This window comes from Actinomadura keratinilytica (genome assembly GCF_039539665.1).
GTDB classification, from domain to species: Bacteria; Actinomycetota; Actinomycetes; order Streptosporangiales; family Streptosporangiaceae; genus Spirillospora; species Spirillospora keratinilytica.
Genome location: NZ_BAABDO010000052.1, coordinates 1 through 12,005 on the forward strand (window position 1 = coordinate 1; position 12,005 = coordinate 12,005).

A 12,005-nucleotide genomic window follows, 5' to 3' on the forward strand; every position below is an offset into this window, starting at 1 on the left:
TCGGCCGCCGAGGTGCTCGCCGAGCCGCCGGTCGGCGGGCCCGCCGTCGTGGTCGACGACGTGCGGGCCGCGGTGGGGCGGCTGGCGGCCGGGGTGCTGGCGCGGCTGCCCGGCACCGCCGTCATCGCGGTCACCGGCTCGGCCGGCAAGACCTCCACCAAGGACCTGATCGCCCAGCTCGTCGGGCGGGCCGGGCCGACGGTGTGGCCGCCGGGCTCGTTCAACAACGAGATCGGCCTGCCGCTGACCGTGCTGCGCGCCGAGGAGTCCACCCGCCACCTGGTGCTGGAGATGGGCGCCCGCGGCGCCGGGCACATCGCCTACCTGACCGGCATCGCCCGACCGCGCGTCGGGGTGGTGCTGAACGTCGGCACCGCGCACGTCGGCGAGTTCGGCGGCCGGGAGAAGATCGCCGAGGCGAAGGGCGAGCTGGTGGAGGCGCTGCCCGCGGACGGCGCGGCGGTGCTGAACGCCGACGACCCGCTGGTGCGCGCCATGGCCGCCCGCACCCGCGCCCGCGTCGTGACGTTCGGCCGGTCCGCCGGCGCCGACGTGCGGGCCGCCGACGAGCGCCTGGACGACGCCGGGCGCCCGCGGTTCACCCTGGTCACCCCGGAGGGGGCGGCGCCGGTGGAGCTGCGCCTGCACGGCGCCCACGCCGTGCTGAACGCGCTGGCGGCCGCCGCCGCGGCCCGGGAGGCGGGCATGGGCGTCGCCGAGGTCGCCGCGGCGCTGTCGGAGGCCGCCCCGGTCAGCCGCTGGCGGATGGAGGTGGCCGAGCGGCCCGACGGGGTGACCGTCGTCAACGACGCCTACAACGCCAACCCCGAGTCGATGCGGGCCGCGATCGACACCGCCGCGCACATGGCGCGGGGCCGCCGGGCATGGGCGGTTCTGGGGGAAATGGCCGAGCTTGGGCCATCTTCCGCGGCGGAACATGCCAAGATCGGACAGCACGTCGCCGAACGGGGGTTCGCCGGGCTCGTCGTGGTCGGCGCGAACGCGGCGGCGATGGCCGAGGGGGCCGAGCGAGTGGGGTCATGGACGGGAGAGTGCGTACAGGTGGATGACGTCGGCGCGGCGGTGACCGCGCTCCGCGAGCGGCTGCGGCCGCGGGACGTCGTGCTGGTGAAGGGCTCTCGCGTCGCCGGGCTGGAGCGGGGCGCCGAGGCCCTGCTGTCCGGTGACCCGGAGGGTGCGGGGGGCCGTCCCCTCCCGGGCGGCGCGGCCGGTCCGGAGGGTGGCCGGGCGTGACCAATATCATCATCGCCGCCGGGGTGGCCCTGGTGTTCGGCATGGTCGGCACCCCGGTGTGGATCCGGATCGTGCGGCGGCTCGGCTACGGGCAGATGATCCGCGACGAGGGCCCCGAGGCGCACCTGACCAAGCGCGGCACGCCCACCATGGGCGGCGCGGTGTTCATCGTCGGCTCGCTGATCGGGTACGGCGCGGCCCACCTGTTCACCGGGACCGCCCCGACGATCTCCGGCGTGCTGGTGCTGTTCCTGATGGCCGGCCTGGGCCTGGTCGGCTTCGTCGACGACTTCATCAAGGTGTTCAAGCAGCGCAGCCTGGGCCTGCGCAGCGGCGCCAAGATGATCGGCATCGTGATCGTCGGTGTGGTGTTCGCGATCGCCTCGCTGAACTTCCCCAACGGCTACGACCTCACCCCCGCCTCCCCGCACCTGTCGTTCCTGCGCGACTTCGGGCCGTCCATCGGCCCCTACCTGTTCGTGGTGTGGGCGCTGCTGCTGATCGCCGCGACGTCCAACGGCGTGAACCTGACCGACGGGCTGGACGGCCTGGCCGCCGGCCCGGCCGCGATGGTGCTGGGCGCCTACGTCATCATCGGCAACTGGCAGCTGCGCAACAGCTGCTACGACTTCGCGCTGGCGCCCAACTGCTACAGCGTGCGCGACCCGCTGGACCTGGCGGTGGTCGCCGCCGCGGTGCTCGGCGGCGTGTTCGGGTTCCTGTGGTGGAACGCCCCGCCCGCCAAGATCTTCATGGGCGACACCGGGTCGCTGGCCCTCGGCGGCGTCCTGGTGGGCCTGGCCATCCTCACCCGCACCCAGTTCCTGCTGGCCATCCTGTGCGGCCTGATCGTGATGATCACCCTGTCGGTGATGATCCAGGTCAGCTGGTTCAAGCTGACCAAGAAACGGGTGTTCAAGATGGCCCCGCTGCAGCACCACTTCGAGCTGTCCGGCTGGGCCGAGACCACCATCGTCGTCCGGTTCTGGCTGATGTCGGCGCTGTTCACCGCGATCGGCCTCGGCCTGTTCTACCTGGAATGGATGCCCAAGCGGTGAGCGGTTCGACAGGGGGCTCGGGGGACTGGCGGGGCCGCGCGGTGTGCGTGGCGGGCCTGGGCGTGTCGGGGCAGGCCGCGGCGCGGGTCCTGGCCGAGCGCGGCGCCCGCGTCACCGTCGTGGAGGCCCGCGACGACGACGCGCTGCGCGAGCGGTCCGAGCGGCTGCGCGCCGACGCGCGCGTGACCGTCCGCCTCGGCGACGGCGACACCCTGCCCGCCGGCACCGACCTGGTGGTCACCTCGCCCGGCTGGCGCCCGGACGTGCCGCTGCTGGCGGCCGCCGCGGCCGCCGGCATCGAGATCATCGGCGAGGTCGAACTGGCGTGGCGGCTCGCGCACGGCGGGCGCGGCGGGCGGGAGGCGGCGCCGTGGCTGGCGCTGACCGGCACCAACGGCAAGACCACGGTGGTGCGGATGCTGGCGTGCATGCTCACCGCCGCCGGGCACCGCGCCGTCGCCGTCGGCAACGTGGGCGCGCCCATCGTCGAGGCGGTGCTGGACAGGTACGACGTGCTCGCCGTCGAGCTGTCCAGCTACCAGCTGCACTGGTCCAGCACGGTGGCGCCCCGCGCGGCGGCGGTGCTGAACGTGGCGCCCGACCACATCGACTGGCACGGCTCGTTCGACGCCTACGCGGCCGACAAGGGCAAGATCTACGCACCCGGAACGATCGCGGTCGTCAACGCCGACGACCCGGTGTCCACGCGGCTCGGCGGGCCGGACGCCAAGGGCTTCACCCTCGGCACGCCCGCCCCCGGGCAGCTCGGCGTGGTCGAGGACCTGCTCGTCGACCGCGCGTTCACGCCCGACCCGCGGCGCGAGGCCGTGGAGCTGGCCGAACTGGCGGATGTGCGGCCCTTCGCCCCGCACAACGTCGCCAACGCCCTGGCCGCCGCCGCCCTGGCCCGCGCCTACGGCGTCCCGCCGGAGGCCGTGCGGGACGGGCTGCGCGCGTTCGCCCCCGACCCGCACCGCATCGCCCACGTGGCGACCGTGGACGGCGTCGACTACGTCGACGACTCCAAGGCCACCAACCCGCACGCCGCCGCCGCGTCGCTGTCGGCCTGCCGGTCGGCGGTGTGGATCGCCGGCGGCCTGCTCAAGGGCGCCGACGTCGACGACCTGGTGCGCGCCTGCGCCGACCGGCTGCGCGGCGTGGTGCTGCTGGGCGCCGACCGGGCGCGGATCGCGCGGTCACTTGCGCGACACGCGCCCGAAGTCCCGGTTGTGGACGTCCCCGACACCGACACTGGGGCGATGGACCGCGTCGTGTCCGCCGCCGCCGGGCTGGCCCGGCCGGGCGACACGGTGCTGCTGGCCCCCGCGGGCGCGTCGTTCGACATGTTCGCAAGCTACGGGGCGCGCGGCGACGCGTTCGCCGCGGCCGTGCGGAGACTCGCCGAGTCCCGGTAGGCGCGGCAGGCGCGGGTCCGGCAGCGCGACGAAGAAGGGGGGCCGCGAGCATGAACGCCGCCGTGCCGTCGGCGCCGGCGGACGACGGCCGCCGGGAGCGCCCGCGCCGGGCCGGGCCGCGCGAGCACGTCGTCGCCGCCGTCGGCCTGCTGGACCGCCCGCTGACCTCCTACTACCTGGTGCTCGGCTGCTCGATCATGCTGCTGGCGCTGGGGCTGACCATGGTGCTGTCGGCGTCGCTGGTCAAGCAGATCCAGGCGACCGGGTCGGCGTACACGCTGTTCCAGAAGCAGGCCATGTGGATGGCGATCGGGCTGCCGCTGATGTGGCTGGCCTCGCGGCTGCCGGTGCGCACGTTCCGCGCGTTCGCCTACCCGCTGCTGCTGCTGTCGATCGTGGCGCTGGGCCTGGTGCTGGTGCCCGGCCTCGGCCACTCGGCGGGCGGCGCGACCCGCTGGATCGGCCTCGGGCCGGTGCTGGTGCAGCCGTCCGAACCCGCCAAGCTGGCGCTGGTGCTGTGGGGCGCCGACCTGCTGGCCCGCAAGGAGCGGCTCGGCCAGCTCAACGAGTGGCGGCCGCTGCTGGTGCCGCTGCTGCCCGGCGCCGGACTGCTGGTGCTGATGGTCATGCTCGGCAGCGACCTCGGCACCACCCTCGTGCTGCTGACGATCTTCCTGGCGCTGCTGTGGGTGGTCGGGGCGCCGGGCCGGCTGTTCGTCGGCATGGCCGGGCTGGTGTGCCTGCTGGTGGCGATCCTGATCATCGTCGAGCCGTACCGGCTGCAGCGGCTCACCGGCTACCTGGACCCGTCCCAGAACCAGTACACCACCAACTACCAGGGCACCCAGGGGCAGCTGGCGATCGCCTCCGGCGGCTGGCTGGGCACCGGCCTGGGCGAGGGCCGCGCCAAATGGGACTTCCTGCCGCACGCCGAGACCGACTTCATCTTCGCGATCATCGGAGAGGAGCTCGGGCTGGTGGGTACCCTCGTGGTGCTGAGCCTGTTCGGGCTGCTGGCCTACGCCGGGCTGCGCATCGCCCGCCGGGTCCGCGATCCCTTCACCCGCCTGGCCGCGGCCGGGGCCACGGCCTGGGTGGTGGTGCAGGCGATCGTCAACATCGGAGCCGTGATCGGTGTGCTTCCCATCACCGGGATCCCGTTGCCGCTGGTCTCCTACGGGGGGTCGGCGCTGATCCCGACCCTGATCGCGCTCGGCATGCTGCTGGCCTTCGCCAAACGCGAACCCGGCGCCCGCCAGGCGCTGGCCGCCCGGGGCCCCGGCCCGGTCGCCCGCGCCCTAAGCTGGCTTGGCCTGGCACGGCGTCAGTGAGTCCCCCCGTCACGAACACGCTGAGGAGATGTAAGCGAGCATGAGGGTTGTCCTGGCCGGCGGCGGCACCGCCGGACACATCGAGCCCGCGCTGGCCCTCGCCGACGCGCTGCGGCGCATCGATCCCAACACCGGGATCACCTGCCTCGGTACCGAGCGGGGCCTGGAGACCCGGCTGGTCCCGCAGCGGGGCTACCAGCTCGCGCTGATCCCGCCGGTGCCGCTGCCCCGCACCCTGACGCCGCAGCTGCTGACCGTCCCGGGCCGGCTGCGCGGCGCCATCAACGCGGCCGCGAGCGTCCTGGACCAGGCGCAGGCCGACGTGCTGGTCGGGTTCGGCGGGTACGTGGCCACCCCCGGCTACCTGGCCGCCCGCAAGCGCAAGATCCCGATCATCGTGCACGAGGCCAACCCCAAGCCGGGCCTGGCCAACAAGCTGGGCGCCCGGTTCACCGAGCACGTGGCCGTCTCGCACGCCGACTCGCCGCTGCCGAACGCCAAGTTCGTCGGCATCCCGCTGCGCCGCGACATCGCCAACCTGGACCGGCTGGCCATGGGGGACAAGGCCCGCTCCTACTTCGGGCTGCTGCCCGACCTGCCCACCCTGCTGATCTTCGGCGGGTCGCAGGGGGCCCGCTCGCTCAACCGCGCCGCGGTGGCCGCCGCCCCGGCCTTCCGGCAGGCGGGCATCCAGGTGCTGCACATCGTCGGGCCCAAGAACACCGAGGAGCCCGAACCCGCCTCCGGCGGCCCGCAGTACGTCACCATCCCCTACTGCGACCGGATGGACCTGGCCTACGCCGCCGCCGACATGGCCATGTGCCGGGCCGGCGCGATGACCTGCGCCGAGCTGACCGCCGTGGGGCTGCCCGCGGTGTACGTGCCGCTGCCGCACGGCAACGGCGAGCAGCGGCTGAACGCCGAGCCGGTGGTGGCGGGCGGCGGCGGCCTGCTGGTCGACGACGCCGAGCTGTCCCCCGAGTGGATCGTGCACAACCTGCTGCCCGTGCTGGCCGACCCGGGCCGGGTCGCGGCCATGTCCGAGGCCGCCGGGCGGCTGGGCCGCCGCGACGCCGACCAGGCGCTGGCGCAGATGGTGTACGAGGTCGTCCGCTCGGCGGGCCGCCGGTGACGGGGCGGGCCGCGGGCGCACCGGCCGCCGCCGGGCTGGCGGCCGCCGCGGCGGCGGGCGGCGTCGTGTGCAGCGGGGTGTGCGGCGTGACAGGTGGCGTGACGGGCAACGAGGGGACGGGCACCGCCCGATGAGTCTGATCAGTCCTGGTGAGGTCGTGCCGGCGGGGGAGCTGGGCAAGGTCCACTTCATCGCGATCGGCGGCGCCGGCATGTCCGGCGTCGCGCGGATCATGTTGCGGCGCGGCATACCCGTCTCCGGCAGCGACGCCCGGGACTCCGAGCTGCTGGCGCAGCTCGGCGAGCTGGGGGCCAAGGTGTTCGTCGGCCACGACGCCGCGCACCTGGGCGACGCCGACACCGTGGTGGTGTCCACGGCGATCCGCGACACCAACCCCGAGCTGGTGGCGGCCCGCCGGCGCGGGCTGCGGGTGCTGCACCGGTCGGCGGCGCTGGCGTCGCTGATGGCGGGGCGGCGCGCGGTGGCGGTGGCGGGCACCCACGGCAAGACCACCACCACCTCGATGCTCACGGTCGCGCTGCAGCGGGTCGGCGCCGACCCGTCCTACTGCATCGGCGGGCAGCTGGTCACCACGGGGCTGGGCGCCGACGAGGGCTCGGGGGACGTGTTCGTCGCCGAGGCCGACGAGAGCGACGGCTCGTTCCTGGCCTACAGCCCGCGGGTGGCGGTGGTCACCAACGTCGAGGCCGACCACCTGGACAACTACGGCGGGTTCGAGAAGGTCAAGGAGAACTTCGCCCGGTTCGTCGACCGGATCGAGCCCGGCGGGACGCTGGTGGCCGGGGCCGACGACCCGGTGGCGGCGGAGCTGGCCGAGCGGGCCCGCGAACGCGGCCTGGCGGTGCGCACCTACGGCGAGGCGCCCGGCGCCGACCTGCGCGTCACCGGGTTCGCCCCGCGCGGCCTGGGCTCCCGGTTCCGCGTCGAGGGCGTCGGCGATGCCGCGCTGGACGTGGCGCTGAACGTGCCCGGCCGGCACAACGCGCTCAACGCCGCCGCCGTGGTCGCCGTGGCGCAGGCGCTGGGCGCCGACCTGGCCGGGGTGCTGGACGGGCTGGCCTCGTTCGGCGGGGCGATGCGCCGCCTGGAGCCCAAGGGCGAGGCGGCCGGCGTCGAGGTGTTCGACAGCTACGCCCACCATCCGACCGAGCTGACCGCCGACCTGAGCGCCACCCGCGACTACGTGGAGCAGAAGGGCGGCGGCCGGATCGTCGCGGTGTTCCAGCCGCACCTGTACAGCCGCACCCGCTTCTTCGCCGCCGAGTTCGGCGCCGCGCTGGGCCTGGCCGAGGTGGCGGTGGTGCTGGACGTGTACGGCGCCCGGGAGGACCCCGAGCCCGGCGTCACCGGCGCCCTGGTGGCCGACGCCGTGCCCGAGGCGACGCGCACGGTGTACGCGCCGGTGTTCGACGAGGTCCCCGCCCTCGTGACCGACCTGGCGCGGCCCGGCGACGTGGTGATCACCCTGGGCGCGGGCAACGTCACCGAGCTGGGCCCGCGCATCCTGGAGGGGCTCGCCGCCCGCGCGTCCTGACCGGGGCCGCCCGCGGTGCCGGGGACGGACGCCGCAAAATGTGATCTTTGGGGAGTTTCGTCGTCGCCGGGCGTGGGCTCCCCGCAATCGCCGACCGGCGCCGCCATCCTTACCGCATGACCAACGTGGGCGGGCAGACGGGAGCGCGGCGCGGCCACCCGGGCCGCTGGAAGGTGGCGTTCGTCACGCTGCTGGTGTTCGGGGTGCTCGGCGCGGTGGGCTGGGTGCTGCTCGGCTCGCGGCTGCTGGTGGTGCGCACCGTCGAGGTCACCGGCACCGAGCTCGCCCCGCGCGACCGGATCGTGGCCGCCGCCGGGGTGCGCCTCGGCGTGCCGATGGTGCGGCTGGGCACCGAGGAGGCGCGGGCGCGGCTGGAGCGGCTGCGCGAGGTCGAGTCGGCCACGGTGGAGCGGCGCTGGCCCACCACCGTGCGGATCGTGGTGCGCGAACGCGTCCCGGTCGCGGTGGTGGAGCGCGGCGGCCGGTTCTACCGGCTCGACCGGCACGGGGTGACCGTCGCCGACGGCGCGACCCGGCCGTCCGGGCTGCCCGAGCTGGTCACCGGTTCGCCGGGGCCGTCGGATCCGGCTACGCTGGCGGCGCTGCGCGTGCTCGGGGAGCTGCCCGGCCGCCTCGCCCCGCGGGTCGCCGAGGTGCGGGCGACGAGCGCCGAGTCGGTCACGCTGCGGCTCTCGGGCGGCCCCCTGGTCGTGTGGGGGTCGGCCGAGCGCACCGAGGAGAAGGCGCGTCTGCTGGACGCGCTGCGGCGCACGGCCGCCGGGCGATCGGCGCGGATCATCGACGTCAGTTCGCCCGAGGTCGTCACCACCCGGTGAAACCGCGGCGGTGCGTGTGTCGCGGCGAAACCGGGCGCCCGATGGGGCACGCTGGGAGCATGGACGGCCCGGCGTGCTTCGCCAACCGGGGCAAGCGGGACTCACCGCGACACGCCGGATCGGTTGGCCGGGGGTTAGTTGACCCTGGCGGTTGGGCCGCCCTACTGTCCGTATCAGTCAGCAGGTTGACATAACTGTAAGCCTCAAGTTTAGGGTGAGGGTTTGCTCGGACGGCACCGCCGCCGTCCGCGGCCCGCGGCGCAGGCCGCACCCGCGACTTAGGGCGGCAGGCGGCAACCGCACAGACACCACAACAGACATCACAAGGTCCAGAGCACCGCAGCGGCCCGGTTCGCCGAACCGGGTCGTCCGGTCCGATAGAGCGAGCGGAAAGGCCCCTCGTCGTGGCAGCACCGCAGAACTACCTCGCGGTCATCAAGGTCGTCGGCATCGGCGGCGGCGGTGTCAACGCCGTCAACCGGATGATCGAAGAGGGACTCAAGGGCGTCGAGTTCATCGCGATCAACACCGACGCCCAGGCGCTGCTGATGAGTGACGCCGACGTCAAACTGGACGTGGGCCGCGAGCTCACCCGGGGGCTCGGCGCGGGCGCCAACCCCGACGTGGGCCGCAAGGCCGCCGAGGACCACCGCGAGGAGATCGAGGAGGTGCTCAAGGGCGCCGACATGGTCTTCGTCACGGCCGGCGAGGGCGGCGGCACCGGCACCGGCGGCGCCCCCGTGGTGGCCAACATCGCCCGCTCCCTGGGCGCGCTGACCATCGGCGTGGTCACCCGGCCGTTCAGCTTCGAGGGCAAGCGGCGCGCCATGCAGGCCGAGGCGGGCATCGAGACGCTGCGCGACGAGGTCGACACCCTCATCGTCATCCCCAACGACCGGCTGCTGTCCATCTCCGACCGGCAGGTCAGCGTGCTGGACGCGTTCAAGGCCGCCGACCAGGTGCTGCTGTCCGGTGTGCAGGGCATCACCGACCTGATCACCACGCCGGGTCTGATCAACCTGGACTTCGCCGACGTCAAGTCGGTCATGTCCGGCGCCGGGTCGGCGCTGATGGGCATCGGCTCGGCGCGCGGCGACGACCGCTCGGTGGCCGCGGCCGAGATGGCGATCTCCAGCCCGCTGCTGGAGGCCAGCATCGACGGCGCGCACGGGGTGCTGCTGTCCATCTCCGGCGGCTCCGACCTGGGCCTGTTCGAGATCAACGAGGCGGCCCAGCTGGTGTCCAACGCCGCCGCGCCCGACGCCAACATCATCTTCGGCGCGGTCATCGACGACGCCCTCGGCGACGAGGTGCGGGTCACGGTGATCGCGGCCGGGTTCGACGAGGGCCGGCCGAGCAAGCCCGCGCCCGAGCCGGACACCCGCCGGCTGCCTCCGCCGCCGCGTCCGGTCCCGCCGCCGCCCGGCGCCGCGGGCGGCAACCCGATCCCCAGCCGGGTCGGCCGCTCCGACCCGTCGCACACCACCGTGGCGCAGGCCGCCGCGGCGCCGTCCGCGCAGCCCGCCGGGCCGCCCGCGGCGCCACCGCGGTCCGAGCAGGAGCGCCCGCAGGCCGGCGGCCCGTCCTCCGACGAGGGAGAACGGTCCGGCGGCCGTTCCGCGTCCGGCGGCGAACACGCCGACGACGGCCCGTCGGGCCAGGCCGGCGGCTCGGCCGACCGCGACGGCGGGCGGGACGAGGAGTCCCCGATCCGCCCGCCCGCGCCGCGTCCCGCCCCCGACTCGTCCTCCGGCCGCGGGCCGGGCGGCGACGGCGAGCCCTCCGGTCCGGCGGGGCAGCGCCGCCGCCCCGTGGTGTTCGACGAGGACGACGACCTCGACGTGCCCGACTTCCTGAAGTGATCGCGGCAGTGGTCACGACCGTCCCCCTGGGCGCGGGCGTGGGCGCCGCGTTCACCGACCGCGCCGGCGGCCGCAGCGCCGCCCCGTTCGACACCCTCAACCTCGGCGGCGCCGTCGGCGACGACCCCGCCGCCGTCCGCGACAACCGCCGCCGCGTCGCCGCGGCGCTGGGCGTCGACCCCGACCGCACCGTCTGGATGCGCCAGGTGCACGGCGCCGACGTGGCGTTCGTCACCCGCCCGTTCACCGGCGAGGCGGCGCCGGGCGTGGACGCGGTCGTGACGACCGAACCCGGGCTGGCGCTGGCGGTGCTGGTCGCCGACTGCGCGCCCGTCCTGCTGGCCGACCCGGTCGCCCGCGTGGTGGGCGCCGCGCACTCCGGCCGCCCCGGAACGGCCCTGGGCGTCGTCCCCGCGCTGGTGGCGCGGATGCGCGAGCACGGCGCCGACCCGGCGCGGATCGCCGCGGCGATCGGCCCGGCGGCGTGCGGCGGCTGCTACGAGGTGCCCGCCGAGATGCGCGAGGAGGTCGCCGCGCGGGTGCCCGAGGCGTACGCGACGACCCGGGCGGGCACGCCGGGCCTGGACATCCGCGCCGGGATCGCCGGGCAGCTCAAGGCCGTCGGCGTCGCCGACATCCGCGTCGATCCGCGCTGCACGATCGAGACGCCCGAGCTGTTCTCCTACCGCCGCGAGGGGCGCACCGGCCGCTTCGCCGGATTCGTCTGGCTCACCGACGACGCGGCGGAGGCCGCCCATGGGTGACGCGGTGGCCGGGGGCGAGGCGCGCCGGGAGGAGCTGGCCGCCAACCTCGCCGAGGTCCGCAAGCGCATCGCGGCCGCCTGCGCGGCGGCCGGCCGCGACCCCGGAGAGGTGACGCTGGTCGCGGTGACCAAGACCTTCCCCGCCTCCGACGTCCGGCTGCTGGCCGAGCTGGGCGTGACCGACGTCGCGGAGAACCGCGACCAGGAGGCCCGCCGCAAGGCGCAGGAGTGCGCCGGGCTGCCGCTGCGCTGGCACTTCGTCGGGCAGCTGCAGACCAACAAGGCCCGCTCGGTGGCCTCCTACGCCGACGTGGTGCAGTCGGTCGACCGGCTGCGGCTGGTGCGGGCGCTGTCGGACGCCGCCGCCCGCGCGGGGCGGACGCTGCGCTGCCTGATCCAGGTGTCGCTGGACGAGCCGGACCCCGGGCGCGGCCCCGCCGCCACCGGGGCCCGCGGCGGCGCCGACCCCGCCGAGGTGCCCGCGCTGGCCGACGCGATCGACACGGCGGACGGACTGGAGCTGGACGGCGTGATGGCGGTCGCTCCGCTGGGCGGCGACCCTTCCGTCGCATTCGCCCGGTTGGCCCAAATAGCCGCCGACCTGCGGCGGGAGCGTCCCGGGGCCGCGGTGATCTCGGCCGGGATGAGCGGAGATCTGGAGCAGGCCGTCGCGTGCGGCGCGACACATGTGCGTGTCGGTACGGCGTTGCTCGGCGGCAGGCGGGCAATCGTCAGGTAATGTCCCCCCAGGGGTACCTGCCGAAACGGCGGGGCGTACGGACGGGCGGTCCGAGGCGG

The 12,005-nt window shown here is 75.2% G+C and carries 10 protein-coding genes; all 10 read left to right on the forward strand.

What is annotated here, in order from left to right:
• Positions 1 to 1,254, forward strand: a 1,254-nt coding sequence (locus ABD879_RS17570) for a UDP-N-acetylmuramoyl-tripeptide--D-alanyl-D-alanine ligase (RefSeq protein WP_345022522.1), incomplete at its 5' end; no start/stop codon positions are given.
• Positions 1,251 to 2,312: a phospho-N-acetylmuramoyl-pentapeptide-transferase gene (gene mraY, locus ABD879_RS17575; RefSeq protein ID WP_285492587.1), complete on the forward strand. Its 1,062-nt coding sequence runs from the start codon at positions 1,251 to 1,253 to the stop codon at positions 2,310 to 2,312. The genes ABD879_RS17570 and mraY, both read left to right, overlap by 4 nt.
• Positions 2,294 to 3,727, forward strand: coding sequence for a UDP-N-acetylmuramoyl-L-alanine--D-glutamate ligase (gene murD / locus ABD879_RS17580; RefSeq protein WP_425549642.1), 1,434 nt, complete (start codon positions 2,294 to 2,296; stop codon positions 3,725 to 3,727). Before mraY ends, murD begins: the two co-directional genes overlap by 19 nt.
• A gap of 50 nt (positions 3,728 to 3,777) precedes the next feature.
• Entirely contained in the window at positions 3,778 to 5,058 is a 1,281-nt protein-coding gene (ftsW, locus tag ABD879_RS17585) for a putative lipid II flippase FtsW (protein WP_345022524.1), read from the forward strand.
• A gap of 40 nt (positions 5,059 to 5,098) precedes the next feature.
• Positions 5,099 to 6,190, forward strand: a complete 1,092-nt coding sequence (gene murG, locus ABD879_RS17590; protein ID WP_345022525.1) for an undecaprenyldiphospho-muramoylpentapeptide beta-N-acetylglucosaminyltransferase — start codon at positions 5,099 to 5,101, stop codon at positions 6,188 to 6,190.
• 130 nt (positions 6,191 to 6,320) lie between these two features.
• Positions 6,321 to 7,745: a UDP-N-acetylmuramate--L-alanine ligase gene (gene murC, locus ABD879_RS17595; protein ID WP_345022526.1), complete on the forward strand. Its 1,425-nt coding sequence runs from the start codon at positions 6,321 to 6,323 to the stop codon at positions 7,743 to 7,745.
• A gap of 116 nt (positions 7,746 to 7,861) precedes the next feature.
• Positions 7,862 to 8,581, forward strand: coding sequence for a cell division protein FtsQ/DivIB (locus ABD879_RS17600; protein ID WP_345022527.1), 720 nt, complete (start codon positions 7,862 to 7,864; stop codon positions 8,579 to 8,581).
• Between the two features lie 404 nt (positions 8,582 to 8,985).
• On the forward strand, positions 8,986 to 10,443 hold the full coding sequence (gene ftsZ / locus ABD879_RS17605) for a cell division protein FtsZ (protein WP_345022528.1): 1,458 nt from the start codon (positions 8,986 to 8,988) through the stop codon (positions 10,441 to 10,443).
• Positions 10,440 to 11,207: a peptidoglycan editing factor PgeF gene (pgeF, locus tag ABD879_RS17610; RefSeq protein ID WP_345022529.1), complete on the forward strand. Its 768-nt coding sequence runs from the start codon at positions 10,440 to 10,442 to the stop codon at positions 11,205 to 11,207. Before ftsZ ends, pgeF begins: the two co-directional genes overlap by 4 nt.
• The gene (locus ABD879_RS17615) at positions 11,200 to 11,946 is read left to right on the forward strand and encodes a YggS family pyridoxal phosphate-dependent enzyme (RefSeq protein WP_345022531.1); all 747 of its coding nucleotides are present in this window, start codon (positions 11,200 to 11,202) and stop codon (positions 11,944 to 11,946) included. Before pgeF ends, ABD879_RS17615 begins: the two co-directional genes overlap by 8 nt.
• The last annotated feature ends 59 nt before the right edge of the window (positions 11,947 to 12,005 follow it).